This window comes from Octadecabacter antarcticus 307, assembly GCF_000155675.2.
Taxonomy (GTDB): domain Bacteria; phylum Pseudomonadota; class Alphaproteobacteria; order Rhodobacterales; family Rhodobacteraceae; genus Octadecabacter; species Octadecabacter antarcticus.
Genome location: NC_020911.1, coordinates 1,841,312 through 1,860,740, shown reverse-complemented (window position 1 = coordinate 1,860,740; position 19,429 = coordinate 1,841,312). Strand labels below are relative to the sequence as shown.

At 51.3% G+C, this 19,429-nt stretch carries 20 protein-coding genes and 1 pseudogene; 4 read left to right on the top strand and 17 right to left on the bottom strand.

Annotated features, from left to right (window positions below):
- Positions 1–36: 36 nt before the first annotated feature.
- Positions 37–393 (top strand): annotated as a pseudogene (locus tag OAN307_RS09540) (gamma-glutamyltransferase); the annotation flags it as partial.
- A 181-nt stretch (positions 394–574) separates the two neighbouring features.
- Here the strand turns inward: OAN307_RS09540 and OAN307_RS09535 are convergent.
- The gene (locus OAN307_RS09535; protein WP_015499559.1) at positions 575–1,531 is read right to left on the bottom strand and encodes a DUF3427 domain-containing protein; all 957 of its coding nucleotides are present in this window, start codon (positions 1,529–1,531) and stop codon (positions 575–577) included.
- A gap of 70 nt (positions 1,532–1,601) precedes the next feature.
- Positions 1,602–3,128 (bottom strand): UvrD-helicase domain-containing protein, encoded by a 1,527-nt coding sequence (locus OAN307_RS09530; protein WP_015499558.1) that lies wholly within the window; start codon positions 3,126–3,128, stop codon positions 1,602–1,604.
- 51 nt (positions 3,129–3,179) lie between these two features.
- Here OAN307_RS09530 and OAN307_RS09520 point away from each other — a divergent pair.
- Positions 3,180–4,309, top strand: a protein-coding gene (locus tag OAN307_RS09520) for an IS3 family transposase (protein WP_085982882.1) whose coding sequence is annotated in 2 segments (ribosomal slippage) — positions 3,180–3,414 and positions 3,414–4,309 — 1,131 coding nt in all. Because the reading frame shifts where the segments join, the coding sequence is not laid out codon by codon here.
- Here OAN307_RS09520 and OAN307_RS09515 read toward each other — a convergent pair.
- From OAN307_RS09515 to OAN307_RS09470, 11 genes are all read right to left on the bottom strand, one after another.
- On the bottom strand, positions 4,237–4,749 hold the full coding sequence (locus tag OAN307_RS09515) for a hypothetical protein (protein WP_187292566.1): 513 nt from the start codon (positions 4,747–4,749) through the stop codon (positions 4,237–4,239). The two genes, OAN307_RS09520 and OAN307_RS09515, sit on opposite strands and share 73 nt — an antisense overlap.
- Positions 4,750–5,314: 565 nt before the next feature.
- Positions 5,315–6,094 (bottom strand): creatininase family protein, encoded by a 780-nt coding sequence (locus OAN307_RS09510; RefSeq protein ID WP_015499556.1) that lies wholly within the window; start codon positions 6,092–6,094, stop codon positions 5,315–5,317.
- Positions 6,091–7,011 (bottom strand): isopenicillin N synthase family dioxygenase, encoded by a 921-nt coding sequence (locus OAN307_RS09505; RefSeq protein WP_015499555.1) that lies wholly within the window; start codon positions 7,009–7,011, stop codon positions 6,091–6,093. The genes OAN307_RS09510 and OAN307_RS09505 overlap by 4 nt, the downstream gene beginning before the upstream one ends.
- Entirely contained in the window at positions 7,008–7,634 is a 627-nt protein-coding gene (locus OAN307_RS09500) for an NAD(P)H-dependent oxidoreductase (protein WP_015499554.1), read from the bottom strand. The genes OAN307_RS09505 and OAN307_RS09500 overlap by 4 nt, the downstream gene beginning before the upstream one ends.
- Positions 7,635–7,871 carry a hypothetical protein gene (locus OAN307_RS29895; protein WP_245541016.1) on the bottom strand — a complete coding sequence of 79 codons (237 nt, stop codon included), beginning with the start codon at positions 7,869–7,871 and terminating at the stop codon, positions 7,635–7,637.
- Positions 7,868–8,203 carry an NAD(P)H-dependent oxidoreductase gene (locus OAN307_RS29890; RefSeq protein WP_245541015.1) on the bottom strand — a complete coding sequence of 112 codons (336 nt, stop codon included), beginning with the start codon at positions 8,201–8,203 and terminating at the stop codon, positions 7,868–7,870. The genes OAN307_RS29895 and OAN307_RS29890 overlap by 4 nt, the downstream gene beginning before the upstream one ends.
- 15 nt (positions 8,204–8,218) lie before the next feature.
- A complete protein-coding gene (locus tag OAN307_RS09490; RefSeq protein ID WP_015499553.1) occupies positions 8,219–9,616 on the bottom strand; it encodes an FAD-binding oxidoreductase in 1,398 nt (465 codons plus the stop codon).
- A complete protein-coding gene (locus OAN307_RS09485; protein WP_015499552.1) occupies positions 9,613–10,878 on the bottom strand; it encodes a cytosine deaminase in 1,266 nt (421 codons plus the stop codon). Before OAN307_RS09485 ends, OAN307_RS09490 begins: the two co-directional genes overlap by 4 nt.
- Entirely contained in the window at positions 10,878–11,747 is an 870-nt protein-coding gene (locus tag OAN307_RS09480) for an ABC transporter permease (protein WP_015499551.1), read from the bottom strand. Before OAN307_RS09480 ends, OAN307_RS09485 begins: the two co-directional genes overlap by 1 nt.
- Positions 11,744–12,508, bottom strand: coding sequence for an ABC transporter ATP-binding protein (locus tag OAN307_RS09475; protein WP_044043494.1), 765 nt, complete (start codon positions 12,506–12,508; stop codon positions 11,744–11,746). The genes OAN307_RS09480 and OAN307_RS09475 overlap by 4 nt, the downstream gene beginning before the upstream one ends.
- A gap of 64 nt (positions 12,509–12,572) precedes the next feature.
- On the bottom strand, positions 12,573–13,574 hold the full coding sequence (locus tag OAN307_RS09470; protein WP_015499549.1) for an ABC transporter substrate-binding protein: 1,002 nt from the start codon (positions 13,572–13,574) through the stop codon (positions 12,573–12,575).
- Positions 13,575–13,774: 200 nt separating this feature from the next.
- On the opposite strand from OAN307_RS09470, the gene OAN307_RS09465 reads away from it, so the two are divergent.
- On the top strand, positions 13,775–14,167 hold the full coding sequence (locus tag OAN307_RS09465) for a RidA family protein (protein WP_015499548.1): 393 nt from the start codon (positions 13,775–13,777) through the stop codon (positions 14,165–14,167).
- 127 nt (positions 14,168–14,294) lie between these two features.
- Here the strand turns inward: OAN307_RS09465 and OAN307_RS09460 are convergent, their stop codons facing one another.
- The 3 genes from OAN307_RS09460 to OAN307_RS09450 all read right to left on the bottom strand — a co-directional run bounded on the left by OAN307_RS09460 (position 14,295) and on the right by OAN307_RS09450 (position 16,189).
- A complete protein-coding gene (locus tag OAN307_RS09460) occupies positions 14,295–14,984 on the bottom strand; it encodes a DUF3987 domain-containing protein (RefSeq protein ID WP_015499547.1) in 690 nt (229 codons plus the stop codon).
- A 21-nt stretch (positions 14,985–15,005) separates the two neighbouring features.
- Positions 15,006–15,713 carry an IS6 family transposase gene (locus tag OAN307_RS09455; RefSeq protein WP_015499546.1) on the bottom strand — a complete coding sequence of 236 codons (708 nt, stop codon included), beginning with the start codon at positions 15,711–15,713 and terminating at the stop codon, positions 15,006–15,008.
- A 176-nt stretch (positions 15,714–15,889) separates the two neighbouring features.
- Entirely contained in the window at positions 15,890–16,189 is a 300-nt protein-coding gene (locus OAN307_RS09450) for an ArsR/SmtB family transcription factor (protein WP_044043492.1), read from the bottom strand.
- 66 nt (positions 16,190–16,255) lie between these two features.
- Here OAN307_RS09450 and OAN307_RS09445 point away from each other — a divergent pair, with 66 nt between their 5' ends.
- Positions 16,256–17,068 (top strand): alpha/beta fold hydrolase, encoded by an 813-nt coding sequence (locus OAN307_RS09445; protein WP_015499544.1) that lies wholly within the window; start codon positions 16,256–16,258, stop codon positions 17,066–17,068.
- 645 nt (positions 17,069–17,713) lie between these two features.
- On the opposite strand, the gene OAN307_RS09440 is transcribed toward OAN307_RS09445, so the two are convergent.
- On the bottom strand, positions 17,714–19,384 hold the full coding sequence (locus OAN307_RS09440; protein ID WP_245541014.1) for a hypothetical protein: 1,671 nt from the start codon (positions 19,382–19,384) through the stop codon (positions 17,714–17,716).
- Positions 19,385–19,429: the final 45 nt, after the last annotated feature.

Sequence of the window (19,429 nt, the reverse complement as noted above, 5' to 3'; positions counted from 1 at the left end):
ACCTGCCCGCCTCAACCGATTTTGCTCTGACAGTGCCGTCCAAGGTCTTCAATGGCGCCAACGATTGTCATGGAAGATGGTGCGCCCGTTCTTGTTATCGGCAGCCCGGGCGGTAGCCGTATTATCGGATACGTTGCGCAAGCAATTATCGCCCATCTAGATTGGGGCATGGATGTGCAGCAGGCTGTCTCTATGCCACATCTAGTGAACCGCTTTGGCACCTACGATTTAGAAGAAGGGACAAGTGCCGAAGGTCTCGCGGAACAACTAACCCTGCTTGGGTTTGAGGTAAACACCCGTGGATTGAACTCAGGTCTGCACGCGATTTCCATCGGTCAGCAACTTAAAGGTGGCGCGGACCCTCGTCGCGAGGGCATTGCGCTTGGAGAATGAAGCCGTAAACGCAATTGCATTGGTGCTGTCATTTCGATCGCACCGCCGGTCGGATGCCGTAGTTTTGGGTCGATGACATCCATTATGTTGAGGGCTGAATGAACAGCATGCTCTTTTGCGTCGGCCAACGATGACAAAGCCTAAGTCGGCACTTCGGAAACTTCCGACATTGAGACGAGGTTCAATTAAACTTCAACGCCTCTGCACATCCTATGATGCCCAATTGCAGTTCTGTAATGTCAACGTTTTGAAGCACTTCACCGTTGCTCTGCAATTGAGATGCTGCGTGTTTGGCTAAAACGTACTGTTCGACGCGTTTGGCGGTCTCGGCGTTCTGAACCCTATGTGTAAAGGCTAGGCGCCAAGAGAGACCGGTGATTTCAGGAAGGATGGCGTGATTGTATTCCTTCAGGCGAGATTTCGGTTCGTGGGAGAAACCCACTTTCGCTGCTTTGTTGTTGCTTAGTAACAAAACGTAGACGTACCAGTCTTCGTGGTCCTTCGCAGAAACAGTGTACTCCCTCTCACCAGGAGTTGGCCCCGGTTGGTAACCCCCGCCGACGACATCATCCGTCCCTGCCGCTGTATTAGGCTGCTTGGATCTCTTTTTCCTCTTCGGTTCGACCTTGGCTGCAAAGTCCGCATTCAGCTCTCCGCGACGTTCTTGACCAGGTGCCCACTCCACTAAAGATCTGAGTGGTTCTGGTACATCGCTATGTAAGTCTGTTGGAAGGTAAGTGAATTTTACGGGTTTGCTCGACGTTTCGTCGACGAGTGGGGCTACAAGCCTGCCGGCGTAAATGTACTTTTGTGTCTTGTTTTTAACCTTGGCGACTTCGCGAACGAACAGTAGTGGGGTCACCTCAGCAGCAGAGAATTTCTTGACCCATTTGGATTCCAGTGTGTTCAGGCCTTGGCTTTCCCAAAAGAACAGACCGTCTTCAAAGTAGTCGTTGTATGCTACTGAAGGATCAGCCTTCTCTTTGTTTAGTGTGACAAAGAATGGGATGAAATCCTGCTCATCGCTTTGGAACCAACCTTCCCTCACATTTGCCAATTTTGGTTCGTCGAATAACTCAGCAAGTTCTGCTTTGCTGTAACCGTCTCCCACGTTCAGTACAGATGTGGCTATCTTCATTCTGGCTTCCTTTTCGAGTGGCAATCAGTCACGTTTCGGTTCCACTTTATAAGATCTAGAATAGAGATGGCTATCGCATGCGGCCGCGCCTTTTTGCATTAGGCAGAGTCTGCCTTCCCGTGCAGTCAGGATATTTAACGCATCCGAGGAACTTTCCCCACTTGCCTTTGCGCTCAACCAGCCAGCCATCAGAGCATTCTGGGCAAGCCGGAAAGGTAGCTCCACAGCTGCAAACAAAATTGCTCGGATATGCGTTGTTATCGACGGGGAGGTCCGTCCCACACACATTGCAAGGTCGAAGCATCTCGCCGCAGAGCTTTCGGTGCTCACACTGAAAATACGGAGCTCCCTTCTTGGAGGTTTGCGACAGCATTCTACCGCCACATGCTCCGCATCGATGTTTGGAAATACCCGCTTCACCAAGCACGACAACGCCATATTCGGGGGTCTCAACGAGTTCGCGGGCGAAGACTGATGGCCTCTGACGATCTGCCAGGATTGTTACGCTCTTCCGCGCGCGCGTCAGGGCAACATAGAGCAGCCGCCTTTCCTCAGCGTGGTCGTATTCCTCAGGCTTGGGAAGCACGAGATCCAACAGCGGGTCATCGACAATCTCAGACGGGAAACCCATGCGATCTGAGGCCGCCTTGAGAATTACAACGTGGTCGGCCTCCAGTCCCTTGGAGCGATGCACCGTCATGAACTTGATCGATAATAGCGGATATTGCCTACGCAACTGTGGCAACTCTTCCGGCTCCAGAAAGTTATAACGGCCCAGCAGCAGGACGGAGGCTTTGTCACCGCCTGCCCCAGCTTCGATACCATCTAGTGCAGACTTCAGAGCCTCACCTTCCTGACCCCACCCGTAATGTGCCACTTTGATCGCTGGCTCATCCGTGGTTCCCGCTGGAATGACTTTTTTCGTAATCTGGGATGGGTTCTTTAGCACAAAACTTCGGGCTGGCAGAGCAATCCTGTCAACGCTGCGAAATGTCCGACCGAGATCAACGGCACTGTGCACGCCCGATTTGCCGGCAAAGGTACCTCCAAATTCTTCACCGAAGTCGCGCATCAGATGGATGTCCGATCCTGTGAAGCGGTAGATCGACTGCCAGTCATCTCCAACCGCGAAGATACGCGCATCCTCATGCTGGGCCTTGAGCGCTTTTAGCAATCTCGCACGCCCTTCAGATATATCTTGGAACTCGTCCACAAGTAGATGGCGGTAGGGGCTCTTGTAGCGCCCCGCTGCGACATGTTCTGTTGCGCGAACGATCATATCTTCAAAATCGATCCGGTCACCCAAACGGGTTTGATAGGCTTCAAGCACAGGCTCGAAAATCTTCATAAACGCCATAGAGCGCGCTTTGTCTGCGGATTTTTCGGCACGTTCTCGACAGCTTGCGACTGTAGTCCCACTGCTCTTGAAGTGGCGTAGGAACGTGCCCAGCACTTGGGTGAAGGCGTCTACTTGTCCCATCTCTATGAGTTGTTCGAAGACCTCTTCGGGCGGGATTGGGTTGGGCTGAACGTAAGGAGCAAGCCTCTTTTCCAGCGACTCAATGAGGTGGCCCTCAACACGATCTGGTCTTGTCACGGTTTAGTTCCCGTCTCTTTCGAGCAATGTTTGCTATGAAGGAGATAGAGAATGGCAAAGAGATACACAGATGAGTTTCGGCGTGATGCGGTGCGCATGGCGACGACGAGTGGGTTAACGCGGCCTCAACTTTCATCAGATTTAGGGGTTGGGCTTTCGACGCTGAACAAATGGGTTCAACAGCATCAACACGATGACCTGATGTCAGGACCGCATCAAGACGTTGAGAAGGAGAACACGCGGCTTCGCAAGGAAGTCCGTCTGCTGCGCGAGGAGAGGGAAGTGTTAAAAAAGGCGGCGATCTTCTTTGCAGGCCAAAGCCGGTGAGGTTTGCTTTCATCGACGTCTGGAAAGAAGAATGGCCAGTTGAGTTTCTGTGCCGCGTTATGCGGGTCACATCACGTGGTTTCCGCGCGTGGCGGGTTCGCCCGATGAGCCAGCGACAACGAGATGATATGGTGATCCTAGCTCATATCCGTGAACAGCATCGCTTAAGCCTGCAAAGCTATGGGCGGCCTCGGATGACCGAGGAACTGCAAGAATTGGGATTGAAGGTGGGCCATCGTAGGGTCGGACGTCTGATGGGCGAGAATGGCATCAAGATCATCAGAACCCAGAAGTACAAGGCGACAACGGACAGCAACCACACGTTCAACATCGCACCAAATCTGTTGGATCAAGATTTCTCAGCGACTGGCCCCAATCAGAAATGGGCTGGCGACATCAGCTACATCTGGACAAGTGAGGGCTGGCTGTATCTTGCCGTCATCCTTGACCTGTATTCTCGCCGCGTCATCGGCTGGGCTGTCAGTAACCGCATGAAGAAGGATCTGGCAATCCGGGCGTTAGATATGGCCGTTGCTTTGCGCCAACCACCGGAGGATTGCATTCACCATACGGATCGTGGTTCGCAATATTGCTCAAATGAGTATCAGAAGCGCCTGTCCAAGCACGGCTTCAAGATCTCGATGAGCGGCAAGGGAAATTGTTATGATAACTCTATGGTTGAGACGTTCTTTAAATCCATCAAGGCTGAGCTGATCTGGCGTAACCGATGGGATACACGCCGTCAGGCAGAAGGTGCTATATTCCAGTATATCAACGGATTTTATAATCCAAGGCGCAGGCACTCGTCGCTAGGTGGTAAAAGCCCCTTGGCATTTGAACGAAAGGCCGCATAAAAGAGTTCAGAGACCGGAACGTAAGCGTGACAAGTCCAATACGCAACATGATCGATCTCAAACAGAAAGAATGGGATGACTTCAGTAAACAGTTCAGCCGGCGACTTGAGCAACTCTGCACCACGCTTTGTCACACGGAACTCACCTTTGTAGTGCCGCGCTAGCTTCATTTGCACCAAGATGAAATGAAGCAGTTCTAGCGGAGGGAAGTCGTACTCATTCAAAACCTTATTCACTTCGAAAAGTTCGTCGCGGCTAAAACCTGGCCAGTTAAAGTTTTCAGCGGCCCAATGGACAAAGACCCTTTTGAACGCACCTGTCTTAGTTAAACCAATCGGCCCATGATCCTGCGCATATTGCAGGGTCAACTGCGCCGCTCGCAACAGCGGCGAATGGCTCAGTGCGGGATCGTCATCAGATAGCTGGTGAAATCCAATCATACTGAATTTTGGCATAGCCGAGCATGCCTATCCAGATCTAATTCATCAGTCAGTCTATATCCTTGCTTGCAGAGGAACACACCACGCACACTGCCGCGTGGCGCTACATTGTTGCCATCAGCTGCGTCGCCTACGAATAACTGCTTTAGGGAAAAATGATTTAACTTTCGCTCGGCTAAACCCAAAGCTCTACTGGAACTCTAATACAAGATATAAGATACTGTTTTATATTACTTAATTCGGATAATTTCGCAGCTCAACCCTACACATCCGAATTGAGGGCCAAAAGGCATTCATGCCCTGTATTTCTCCATTCTTGTGGAAAAAAAATCTGCGCGTGAGTGTGTAGGTGGGTCTGCGCTATCAAATATGTGGAGCGATTTGCCCCACCCCTCCCCTCATAACCGATAACGTTAATTCCTAACCGAATTGGCGTCTGGTCCAGTCCCTTTCCAGTCACTCGCTGCAATGCCAACAGAGGTCTGATTTATGCTAAGTCGTGGCCCTGCCCGCCTCAATCAGTTCCCTCAGACAGAGCCGTACAGCGTCGTCAAAATAGACTAAGTCACGGAACTGTGGTGAAGAGGTTTGCTTCACGAACGTCTCGGAGAAGGTCGATAAAGCCAGCAACCTGATGGACAGCAGTGTCAGCTCCTTTTTTCGCTGTAGCCAAGCTTGCATCTCCGACCACACCCGCAGCCCCAAGATCGCTGGAAATCCAGCCATAGCTTACCGAACCAGTGGGATGCAGCCGCGTATTTTCTGCAGTTGACGGAAAATCTCGCGCGCAAGACATTTCAACAGTATCCGGCGCGAAGGAAAGCATGAGAGAGGTCTCAACATCTCCCCCATGGATTCCGTAGGCCATTTCCTTTTCAGGATACAGTCCAACAGGCGTTCCAAAACCTGACCACTGACACTTGATTGCAAGCATGTCGGCCTGCACCCGCAACTCTCGCGTTAGGATCGACACAAGGTCGAGGTTTCCGCCATGGGAGTTTACAATCACAATTTTGCGTAGTCCTGCACGCGCCACAGATAGGCCAATTTCAGTCCACGCTTGCAGGACCGTAGCAGCGGTTAGTGTGATGGTGCCTGTCGCCCAAAGATGCTCGTTTGATTTACCGACGCTTTGTACCGGCAGAATTCGGACATCTAGGTCGCTGGGGCAGTCTCGCCGAAATTGCGCAAGCATGCCTTCTGCAATCATCGTGTCCGTTCCGACAGGCAAATGCGGCCCATGCTGTTCGATAGCGGCGGTTGGCAGGATCGCGATGGTTTGCATCGGATCTATGTCTTTAAATTCAGCAAAACGGTATTGGGTCCAGTCAAGGCGACGTGTCATATAAATTCCTTTGGAGAATATGTCGCATCCAGCCGCGACATCAGATAATCGGCGGCCCGAATAGGGGCGTATTTGGGGGTGCCTGTTCCGGGCAAGGCCTGCACAATGGTATCGGGGTTGGCTTCTATGAACATCGCTACCGACCGCCGTTGGCGTTTTGGCGGCAGCACTCTGTGCGGCGTGGAAATATAAATGTCATTTGTCCACCGCATTAAGCAATCGCCGATATTAACGATATAAGCACCCTTCACATTCGGCACATCCACCCAATCCTGCCCACGTGGGCGCACTTGTAGGCCCGGTTCGCCATCCGACATAAGAAGTGTAATCGCCCCGTAATCCGTATGCGCACCCGCACCAATTTCATTCACGCCACCGGTTAACGGCGGGTAGCGCAGTAAGCGCAAAGCGGCCAGCGGATCGTGGAAGCATTGCGTGAAATGTTCAATCTCCAACCCCAAATCACGGGCAAAAGCCCTATGAAGGTCGATGCCGAGGGTGAGAGCTGAACGGTAATAATCCAGCATTGTATCTGCAAATCCAGGCAGGTTCGGCCATTGGTTCACACCGCGAAAAGGGGCCCCCGCGATCACACGTGGATCATCTAACGCAAGGTCCAGCCCCACATTAAAGGTCTCTTTGGTGTCAACTTCCGGTCGGTTTTCATCAAGGCTTTCAATGCCCGCCCTGCCCCAGCCGCGAAAATGGGGGGTGTTTAGGATTGAAACTTTTTCTTTTTCTGGCTGGGGAAGCGCAAAGAACGCATCTGCTTGCGCAAAAACCTCAGCGCAGAGCACGTCTGGCACTGAATGGTTCTGTAGCAGGAAAAACCCAGTGTCACGGCAAGCCGCACCCACATTTGCAGCAAACCCCAAAGGTTCTTGGTAATGCTGTTGAAAGTCGAGGATCGGGATCATGTTGCTGCCTTTCGTCGTGTTGCGCCGGCGCTTAAGAACCGGTCTATCTGCGCATCAACCTTAATGAGATGAGCAGCACGGCTTTCGGGTGTGGAACTGTCCATATTGTAATGCGCTGCAAAGGCAGTTTTGCATGACTTGGCGCACAGCAAACGGACGCCTCGCAGCAAGGTACGCCGCCCGGGTGCGCCAACAACACACGTCAGCCACCAACTTGCTCCACAGGTTGTAAACACGCCAAGCCGCATAATGTGCGACAGACCAGCACGGATGTTTTTGTGGGTGTCATCTGGCATCAGGAAAGCAATTCCTGGCAACATTGCACGATCCAACCATCCCTTCAGCATAGCCGGCAAGCCATACCACCAAGTGGGATAGACGAAAATCAATGTGTCGCACCATTTAAGATCTACGATAGATTCTTCCAACCCAAGCGTGTTGACTGCTTCGTCTTCATAAATTGTATGATCGTGCGACGACATGACAGGGTCGAACCCCTGCGCGTAAAGATCAATCAAGCGAACGTCCGCGTTTCGGCCCTGGAGGCTTATCATAATCTGATCCCGCACTGCAGCTGTGAAACTGTCAAGCCTTGGGTGGCAATAAACGACTAGAACTTTCATCTAAAGTGCGCCCATTTCGCGATCAACATTTTGTAGGAACACCGTCCGCTGCACATCTGTCGCGCTGTTCATGTCATATAGGGCGAGGTATTTCATTCTTTCGGGGCGACACACATGCCTGAGCGCACGCTTGACGCATTTGCGCGGTGGATCACCAGCCATAATCGTGCGCAATCTCGTACCACCATAGGTCTTCACAGCCGCCAGTTTTCGGATATGAACTAAGTTTAATTTCACCCTGCCATCCTCAAGATTGAACGGCACGCCAGGCAAAGTACACCATCTAGAAACCCCTTAAGGATCGCAGGATAGCCAAAATCCCAGACAGGAAATACCATTACAAGGGCCTGCTCTGCACGTATTCGGCCCGCATAGTTTGACACAGGCGCGATGTTATCGGGGACATCGTGATAGGCGCGCCTTATTGTTTTGGTCAAAACAGGTTGGAACGCTTCTGCATTTAAATCGCAGTCGTCGAGGTCCCATTCTGCGCCATTCAGCGGCGCAACCGTCTGCTGGTGCAGCGCGGCAGAAAAGCTTTCAGAACAGGGATGGGCAAAAAGGGCCATGGCACGCGCCATCGGTTATTCTGCCGCCTGTATTTTGGGATAAACATACATGCTGTCATAGCCAAAATCAGGATCGTCCCATGCAATCATCTTGCCAGGATTCAGCAATCCTTTGGGATCGGCTTCCTGTTTGAAGCGCAATTGGCGGTCATCCACACTTTGCCGCCCGCCTTCCTCAAGCGTGTAACGATGTGGATTAAAGATAATGGCACCAGCCTCTTCATGTAGCCGCACGATTTCATCCAGCCGTTTTTCGCTTGTGAATTTTACCAAAGACAGCCCCGCGAAACCTAATTTTCCGTCCATACGAATGGCTTCCAGATGCTGAAGCACCTCTGGTGCAAATTCAGTGCGCATCTTTTCAACCAGTGCCCTATGTTCGGGAAAGCCATATCGAACTTGTAAGTAAGTTACTGATGGATCGACTTTGAGTGCCCGCAGTGTTGTATGGTTCCAGCCATATTCAAAAACACGGCCTGGCCCGCGTTCCCAATCATTTTCATCAGAACGGTAGATCAGCGTCAGCCCCAGATTGCGTTTTAACAACGTTTTGAAGCCATCCATGGAATGCGGTGCAACCATCAGCCCAATCAGATTATCTTTTTGCGTCACATATGGTTTGAACCGCTGAAAGTAGTCATGGGCAATCGGTGCCTCATAGACACTGGCCAGCTTGATGAGGATACCGTCAGAATTGGCAACATCATCAGCAAAGGCCATAGCTTGGCCAAAGTCCTCGGAAGTGACAAACATTTCCACCCAGTCGTAAGCTGGTGCAAGTGGGATTTCGATTTCAGTAATGATTCCGTTGGTACCATAGGCATGGCTAACACGCGCCAGTTCTTCGCCAGTAAATTCCAGCACGCGTGGCTCTTGTTCCATCGTAACAACACGTAGTCTAACGATGTTGCCTAGGTCGCGTAGCGATCCCCATGTGCATGATCCAACCCCACCAGATCCGCCCGCAATAAATCCCCCGATCGTTGCTGTCGCCCATGTCGACGAAAACATACGGATTTCTTGGCCTGAATGAGCAATGCAATGTGCATCAAGATCCTTCAGCAGAACCCCCGGTTCGCAAGTCACACGACCTAGTTTCACCTCTTTCACAGCGTTCATATGAATAAGGTGCATTACGCAACCACCCGCCAGAGGCATAGCTTGACCATAGTTTCCTGTGCCAGCCCCACGTGTAGTTACCGGAACGTTATGTGCATAACAAACTTTCAAAACTTCGATCACCTCGTCTTGCGTCCTTGGACGTACGACGAAGTCCGCAACGACATGATCCAACCGGGGTTTCAGCACGGGAGAATACCAAAAAAAGTCACGCGAGGAGGCACGGATATTTGCCTGTGACTTTTCAATGTCCAAATGGGACAGTGCTTGACGGGCAGCGGAGATATTGGTCATGAGGGCTCCATCAGATGGTCGAGTTCAGCATAATCAGGCAAGGTTCGGTCGATTGCGTGGCCGGCCCGCAGCACAATCCTGTCGGTTTGCGGACGGGCTATTAACTCTGTCCAGCTCCGGGCTTTAAAAATGATCAAATCTGCCGGGGCGCTGAGGGCAAGGCTGGGCGCATCAAAGCCGCAGGCGGCAGCCGGATTTGAAAGAAACGCTTTGGACCAATCTGGGTCAGCGTGATCCAAGTGCCCAATGCGTGTAGCTTCGCGCATCACTTCTAGCATATCTAAATCACCATAGGCATAAAATGGATCGCGCGTATTGTCGCTTGCAAAGGACACATTGATACCGCGTGCCTTCATTTCGTGGACAAGGGTAATCGCGCGTCTGCGTGGCGTTTTTCCTGGCTGCCGGTCCTGAAGGTACAGGTTACACATTGGCAGTGAAACAACATTCAGGCCTGCTTTTGCGACCAGATCGAGTGTATCCAATGCACGCGCTTCACTTTGGGTCGATAGCGAACAACAATGGCCCACGGTCACAGGTGCATCGAAGCCAGTTTTAATCACAGTTTGGGCGATCAGCCGCAGCGTTTCCGATGAGGGATCCATCGTTTCATCAACGTGAAAATCCACCTCTAATTCACGATCCAATGCTAGGCGAAGAAACCCTCTGATACGCTCGGCAAGGTCCGGGATCGGATAGGTCACCATCCCAAGTACGCCACCGGCTTGATGCACTAAATCTGCTGTGTGTCGAAACGCACCGTCGACTTCCATCTTGTCGCACCCGATCAGGCATGCAGCTTGCAGGGTGACCTTGTCCGCCCAATCCTGAGCTATTTCACAGAAAACAGGCCACGAAATGTCGTCTTGCGGGGTGACGGAGTCAAGGTGTGTGCGGATGGCGCGGGTCCCGTGAGCGAAGGCACAGCGCAGTGAAAATTCCATGCGCGTTCTTAAGTCGACTGACGACCAATTGGCGGCACTGTCAGCCCGCACAGCCGAAAGTGCGCCCATGAAAGTGCCGTCAGGGTTGGGTGCCCGGCCCCAAATGTGCCCCTTATCAAGGTGGGTGTGCATGTCGGTAAAGCACGGAAAAGCTATGGCCTGTTCCATGTCCACAGGGTGTCCGCCGCCCTCAACTATCTGTCCATCTGCGATCGACAGGCTTGTGGTAGTTAAATCTTGATCTGTGCCAACCAACCATCCGGGCACATTTACATTGTGCAACCTAAGCGGCCCAGCAGGGAAAGACTTGAAATCCATTATCTGTCCCGTTTCAGGGCACTTTCATGCCATTTGTGGAGTAGAAGATGGCTGAGGTAAGAAAGACCCGCAAAGATCACTACACCACTTACAGCAATTAATATCAGGGCTGCGAACATGCGCGGTATGTTGAGGCGATAGCCTGCCTCTAGGATACGAAACGCGAGGCCCGACCCAATGCCACCAGTTCCTGCCACATATTCTGCCACAACTGCGCCGATCAAGGACAGCCCACCAGCAATACGCAATCCACCAAGGAAATAAGGTAGGGCAGAAGGCAGTTGCAAAAACCGCAGCTTTTGCCACCGTGTCGCTCCATAAATACGAAATAGATCCCGCAAACCGTGGTCAGCTGAGTTCAAACCCAGTGTGGTGTTTGACAACACTGGGAAGAATGCAACTAACCACGCACACAGCAACAAGCCTGCCATCCGGCTGTCTACATATATAAAGATCAGTGGAGCAATCGCGACGATCGGGGTGACCTGAAGAATAACGGCAATCGGATAAAATGACATCTCCATCCAACGTGATTGGGTGAACAGAACCGCTAGACCAACACCACCCAGCACCGCCACTGCCAAAGCCATCAGAGTGATCTGAAGGGTTACCAACAGCGCGGCAAACAACATCGCCCAGTCTTTTATTAAAGTTTCAAACACAAGAGCAGGGCCGGGTAGAATATAGTGTGGGATTTCATTCCAAACGACCACACGGTCCCACAACATTAGACCCAAGATCATCATTACAACAGGCAAAACCCATTTGCCGATGTGGTCCAATTTGGCGGCTCGTAAACGAGCCACTTCCTCGGCATCGTCAAGGGGATTTAGTTTAAGGTCTAATTTGGCATCGTCAACAACGGTCATGCAGGTTCTTCCATCGCTAAGTGCAACGCATCTGATGCTTCGCGGCAGTGGGCTGCATATTCGGCAGATGTGCGAAATGCTTCATCACGCGGATAGGGTGCGTTGACGATCAATTCCTGAATAATACGTCCCGGTCGTGCGGCCATAACCACGATACGATCTGATAGGAAAACGGATTCAAAAACTGAGTGTGTGACAAAGACCACTGTACAGCCAATCTTTTCTTTCAGCATTAACAGATCGTTGTTGAGGCGAAACCGCGTGATTTCATCCAATGCCGCAAAAGGTTCGTCCATAAGGATAAGCCGAGGCCGTGTTACCATTGCGCGTGCAATTGAGACCCGCATTTTCATGCCACCGGATAACTCACGTGGGTAGGAATCTTGAAACTTTTCAAGACCCACCAGTTTCAGAGCCTCCAGCACTTCATCCTTCACCTCTTCGTAAGTCTTACCGCGCAATCTAAACGGCAGCCAAACATTGTGTTTCACCGTAGCCCAAGGCATTAGTGTGGCCTCTTGAAACACAACACCCAAGTCGCCCGCCGCCTGCTTCCCCGCCCAAGTGATCCGTCCGCGCGTCGGCTTAAGTAGATCAGCTATCAAACGAAGTGCGGTGGATTTACCGCAGCCAGATGGGCCCAACAAAGAAATGAAGTCCCCACCCCGCACATCGAGTGACAGCCCCTCAAGTGCGACGACGCCACTGTGAAACGATTTACTGACTCCTTCAACGCGCAACACGTCTGGACGTTCTGACATATCTAGCAAGTGAAAAACTCCAATCTTAGCCTGACAGCAAGCACGCTCTTAGGTGCAAATTACTTTAGTTCGTTGGTTTGAGATCCATGCCAACACCATTATTAACAAAATCAGTTGTGTAGGCTGTCAAAATATCGATCCCGCTTTCGATCACTCCAGCCTCAACCATCTTGTCATAGAAGTCGGAAATGACGTCTGGATTGATTGTCATGATACCTGTTTCAAGCGCGTCACCGGAGTCCACAATGCCATTTTCGGTCATCATCATGATGGCAAAGTCAATTTTGTCGGCGGTCATATCGGGGTTGGCCTCAAGAATAAGCTGTCTCGCTCCAGCGTTCTCACCGTACAGGAAATTGTACCATCCCTTCGCAGAGCCTTCGACAAAGCAAGACACCGCATCTGGGCGCGTGGCGATAGTGTCAGCCATTGTTTCAATTGTAGTGGCGTAAGATGAAAAGCCCGCGTCGGCGATCAAGAAGACATCCGGCTTCATACCTGTTGTTTTTTCAATCGCGTAGGGTTCAGACGAAAGAAAACCCTGCATCCCCTTTGTTTCATCTGCAAGAAAGGGTGCTGCGTTAAACGTGTAAGGCTCACGCTGTTCGGCGGTAAACCCATATTCATTTATCATCCACTGATAATAACTTGTGAATCCATTATCCCCAATCAAAAGGGTTAAATTTTTAAGGTCTTCGAATGTTTCCGCCTTACCAGGATGTGCAATTATAACCTGTGGATGTTTTTGGAACGTGGCCCCAACCACCACGACAGGAATACCCTGCTGAACCGCATTGAAGGCTTGAAGCATATCACCCCCCATATGAAAATCCATTTTGCCGGCAAGCATCAGCGCGCGATTATTAACCTGTGGTCCACCAGGTAAAATTTCGACGTCCAACCCGCATGCAGCATAGGTGCCGTCCGCAACAGATTGATAAAAACCACCGTGCTCGGCCTGTGCTAACCAGTTTGTTCCAAAGACCACTGTTTCTGTGTGGCTGTCAGCGAGCGTTGTTGTAGCAACCATATTTATTGTCATGGCCGCAAATAATTTCAATTTCATCGGAAGCTCCTGGTGTTTAATTTCCTCAAGCTTTTCGAAGATTAAATAGAATTTCAACCTAGATTGGGTCGTGGTGTAGGCGAAGTGACATCCATTGCCTAAAAAATGACCGAAAAAAAGTTTTATGCCTCCGTCCTACGCACTTTTTCTTTATTTCAGGAGGTTTCAATGGCAAATTATTATAAAATATGGGGTAAACAATGCACGCACTGACACCAAACAAGATCGCAAAGCCTTTTGGGGAATATTCACATGGATGTCTTGTTAATCCGAATTGGCAGCTGCTGGTCACCTCTGGTCAATTGGGTATGGCGGCAGATGGTTCCATCCCAAAAGATGCTGAAGCACAGGCTGAGATCTGTTTTGCCAACATCACGGCCATTTTAAAGGTGGCAAACGCTGGCCCAGAGAATGTTGTTCGACTGAATGCCTTTGTGACCACGCGTGATGACTTTCCTGCCTATATGGCTGTCCGAGACCGGTGGTTGGCTGCGGTTCCTGCCCTGCCAGCTTCCACCTTGGTCATTGTCGTCGGATTTACGCATCCCGCATTTCTCGTTGAAGTTGAGGCTACTGCAGCTATTCCAAATTGATCAAAAAAGCATTTGCCGAGCTGGAAAAAAGACATGGAACAGCCTTATGGGAATGGTCGCTAAGTACGGCTGCGGCAACTGCAATAACGATCCTCGCGAGGATCGTGCCAAAGATACAAGGCAGCTTTCAGCCATGGCCAATCGGCAAGAGTTCTTCTGCGTTTTCAAAGCACGCTCGAACGCGTGCGATACCAGCGGCGTTCATACCGCCACTACCCGGACAAACTACACGCCAGAATGTCATGCTATTGACCCCATTCACGATCTGCCGCCCAGTCCCGCAAACTAGCCAGCCGTGCTCCACAAGCTTTATGATGCAGATGCTCAGTGTGTTGCCATCACGTAGATGACCGGGGCCATTCTTCATCATGGTGCGCTTGTCGATGAACTCTTCAGTCCATCTGTTAACCAACCACAGCCTTAATTCTTCGGCCGCACAGAGTTCATCGTTTGGACGGCCAGTATCTGAAATACGTCGCGTCTCTGACAGATACCAATCCATCATAGCGATCCCATTTGACATCAACTCTTCAGTAATCTCAGTCGCATGCTCGTCTGCATAAAGCGTCTGCACGCCAGCGATCCTCACAGCCATTTCAGGGGCCTTTGCCGCAAACCCAGTCATGTACTCAAATGCCTCGCCGATATTTGAGGCGTGCTCAACACGATCATAGAACTCTTCAAGTTTTGAGCGCGCGTGTTCAGACAGTTTCAACTGGCGAGGGTCAAGATCCGCCCGTGTCTCCGGATGAATGCGCAATTCGAGGTTGAGAAGCTCTTTAATGGGTACTGTCAGACAAAAGCGAGCCAGTCTCATTTTTCCAGCAATCTTAATTCGTTAGGATACGCCAAGACTGCGCCACTCGGTAAGAGCAGCGGCGCGGTTCAGCTTGAAATTTGATCGGTTGTAGAGATGGCGCTCTTGGTTGAAATGGTTGTGAACAGAAGCGTGGACGGATACGAATTTCTGCAAACTTCGTATCCGCCTAAATCGAAGCATGGCTCGCTCTCTTCGCCTAAATGGCTGGTGTGAATTCTCGGCTCGATTGTTGAGCCAGCGGCCGGTTTCCTGTTTGTCCACATTGCCAATCACCTTCATCGCCGCGCCGTAGGAACGTAGCTTCTCGGTAACGAAGACATCTGCGCTACCATGGCGTATCATGGTTTTCCTGAGAAATTTGAAGGCTGCTTTGCGATCACGGCGCTTAGTGACAAAGCTTTCCAGGACTTCCCCTTCGTGATCCACAGCCCGCCAAAGATAGTGCGTCTCGCCGTTGATCTTCACGAACACCTCATCCAAGTGCCACTGCCAATTTGAATATGCGCGCATCTGGCTGACCCTATTTTTACGGATCTCAGCGGCAAACAGCGGGCCAAATCTGTTCCACCAAAATCGAACCGTCTCATAGCTGATATCGATCCCGCGTTCGTGCAACAGATCCTCCACATTCCGAAGCGATAACGGGAAACGGACATACATCATCACGGCCAGACGGATGATCTCGGGGCTCGTCTTGAAGTAGCGAAAAGGGCTGCGTTTTGTCATCTAGAAACGCTAATTGCTCACCCTGCCCGCCTCAACCGATTTTGCTCTGACAGTACCAAGGACACAAACTGGCGGAATTTTACTCCGCTACAACTGCGCTATGTCGCAGCCGTTTCTGTGGCCCATTATTGCTGTGCGTTTACGGTTTAGAGCACCACACTCATGTTACCACTTCGTCAAGACAAAATACTGCCTAGAACAGACCGCGCATGTTCGATCCCGACTTCGTCCCGCCTGTAGAAGGTCCATTGTGCAATGCGGGTAGGCATAACAAGGCCTGCTTCTTGCAGAATTTTCATATGGGAGGTCGCTGAAGGCTGCGCTATGCCAAGTTTGTCTGCGATGAAACCAACGCAAACACCGTCTTTTTCGAGATCGCCAGTATGCTGAGCTGGAAAATTTGTAACGGGGTCCAAAAGCCATTTGAGAACTTGCTGCCGCCTCTGACTTGAAAGCGCTTTTGTGATCTCGTTCATAGCTTGACTCCTATATAGCATAAATCCTATTATATAAACTGTGTATCAACAGATCAAGAGGCCGGAATGTTACAGCTCCAAAACACCTTCACTCAAAATGGGAACCAAGTGGCATGGGGGAAAACTGGCCGCGGCCCACCACTCGTTCTCTTGCACGGCACGCCTTTCTCCTCGCAAGTCTGGCGACGCATCGCCCCCCTACTGAGCTCCCGATTTACGTTGTATTTTTTCGACTTGATTGGTTATGGAGAATCGGAAAAGCGAGATGATCAAAACGTCTCCTTGAACGTCCAAAACGGGCTACTCTCAGCGCTGTTTAAACATTGGAACTTGGAGCGGCCAGAAGTATTGGCACATGATTTCGGCGGTGCGACAGCAATGCGGGCCTGGCACATCGATGGCCTGAGATACTCTCGCCTAACGATTTTCGATGCGGTCGTTGTACGCCCGTGGGGATCACCCTTTGTTGCCCATGTGCGCGAACACGAGGTTGCCTTCGCTGGAATGCCCGCCTACATGCACGATGCTCTTCTACGCGCGTATCTTCAGACAGCAGCCCACCGGCCCCTCTCCGAAGAAGCGCTTAGGGTATATATGAAACCTTGGCTTGGAGACATTGGCCAACCTGCGTTTTATCGTCAGATCGCTCAAATGGATCAGGTCCAGACGGATGAAGTGCAAGATGGCTATGGCCCAATGGATTGCGACGTCCGCGTGCTTTGGGGCGACAAAGATGACTGGATCCCGTTTGAGCGTGGTCAAGAGTTCGCAAACCTCATCGCAGGTGGTAAGATAACGCGCATTCCTGACGCCGGGCACCTCGTGCAGGAAGACGCACCAGAGGCAATCGTTGCTGCAATGCTTGATCGTCGTGACTGAGATGAGGACACCGCCAAGCGAGCTCACGACCTCGAAAACAGCTGACCCTGTACTTCAGCCGTTTCAGCTTCGCCATCTCACCTTGCGCAACAGGATATTCAGCTCTGCTCATGCTCCATCTTTTGCGGAAGAAGGGCACCCACGTGATCGGTATCTAAGTAAGTCGTCATGCGCTGATGCCATCTTCGTTGTCAGCAAAGCAGCACACGCATCATCGCCGCAGCAACCAAAAACAACAACAACCCTAACCACAAGCCAACGAAATTTCCGTTTGTCGTACGTAACGGGATGCGAATTCCCCCTGTGTAGAAAGAGCCCAGGAAGGACCCAAATGGGAAACCGCATCAGTCATCTTGATCACAATTGGCATCACGTGATCCTAACGCTAGGGGCGATCACCCTATTGGACATCCAACTGCGTTGGGACTTTGGGACGCAGGTGGGACAGCTGAATGTCCCAACTACGTCCCTGAAAATGTTCACTTAATCTCTACCTCTACACTTACTACCAATAGAAGGGGAGTATTGGTGGAGGGGAGAGAAAAGATCATAGGGGTTTGCATAAGTCTAAGAACGGTCCCATCTGTCCCATTACAAAACTTCCTATAATAATCAGCCCGTTACTTGGGACATGTGTTGTGACATTCAATAGAATTCGTCGTCACCTTCGCCGGAAGTGTTTAGTATCAGATCATACGGGATGAGGACCAATCGGTGCTGTTGGTTTTTCCCAACACGAATTGAATCTTTGGGGCGGAAAACACCCTCAATTTTCAATAGAGCAGATACGTGTGCTCCATTTTGCCACTTCGTACCGACATAGAGCGTGGCGACGGGCGTTGTTCGTCCCAATCGAACTCCAACGTTCCTCTTCTTGGGCAAAACATACACACCAACTCGACTAAGGGCCGCGCCCGCATCTTCAACTTCTGTGACCGTGCCCTGATCAATTGCAGACATTAAGAGTTCGCCAATCGTCCGCTTTAACCCGTGATCCAAATTTAATGAGGTACTGAGCAAGAAATCTAACGCGTCATCTCCCTCTGAGCTCACTCCAGAATCCTCAGCATCGCGCATTAACTCCTTCAAGATCGGCAGCAAGTCACGCAATCTCCCCTGGTCAACATCGCCCCCGAATAGGGCCAAGTCACGTCCAGCAAGGATCGTTGCAGCGGTGTCAGCTTGCCTCGCATCTGCTCCTTGCGCACGGGCTGCTGCAGCAATGACTGAGTGGGTCTTGTCCCAACGCCCACTCTTGGCGAGAATACAGCCTCTCAGCCGAGAAGAGAGTGCGCGGACAGATTTCTCAAATGCCGCCAACCTTGACATCGTTTGAAGGGGATCTGACGTGGTTGGCAAGTGCCCCAAGTCTATCATCACAAACCGCGATCGGTCTTGTGGTTCAAGCTGAATGTGATTTATCGAAGTCACATATGCTGCCCCGAGAGTCCGGAATGAGACTGCGGAATGATCAGCGCCGCCGCGCGAAACTCGACCGCCTTCTCCCCCAGACATTCGGCGAAACAGCGCAAACATTTTGTCTTGCTTGGACCCATTGCGCGTGCCTTGGTCTGGCTCAAATTCATCAATTAGAATTGGACGGGCTTGATTATTACGAGACTGTCTAATCCCGGCTTCTGTCGCATCGTTTAGGACATTGCCCCCAAACTCTCCTAATAATCCTGCGACAAGCTCTATCAGCTTCGACTTTCCACTTCCGCGGCTGCCATAGACGTACAGATGAGACCGCCAAGCAGGAAACCCGCCAAGGCTCGCTGCCGCGACCCATCCGAAGAAGATGTCTGCATCAACATCCCGTTTCCATCCCCAGAGTGCCTTCAGCTCCGAAAGAAGAAACTCAACTTCCTCTGGATCAATCAAGCTGATGTCAGGTGGGGTAATCGGCGCCGCGCCGATCATTATACACTTTCCTCTGTGCTCCGATGGAGCAAGGGACCGTCCTTGAGGTTGAACAAGATGGTTCCCACAATGTGCGATCGCTTTCCCTTCGTCGTCTCTCCAGACACCTACAGCCCGAACATCTGCGGAATCTGGATCAAAAACACCTCTTCCATTGCATTGATCTATTATCCATCGACCGGCCTCACGTGGTGACCATCCGCCATCTTGCTGTGGAAAGTTTTTGACGCACCACGCATCGATCGCTGTGCTGAAGCCACTCAGCAGAGCCCGAACGCCTCGCCCTGTCTCTAAAGCCTCAGCCTTCATACGGCGCAACTCGCCGCTGGCTGAAATGAAGAAGTACTCCCCCCCTTTTTGACCAAGTGGGGTAATGGGGCAAATCGCCAATTCCATAACAACGTCAGTAGGCACGGTATTGGAGCGCGGGTTGTCAATTGT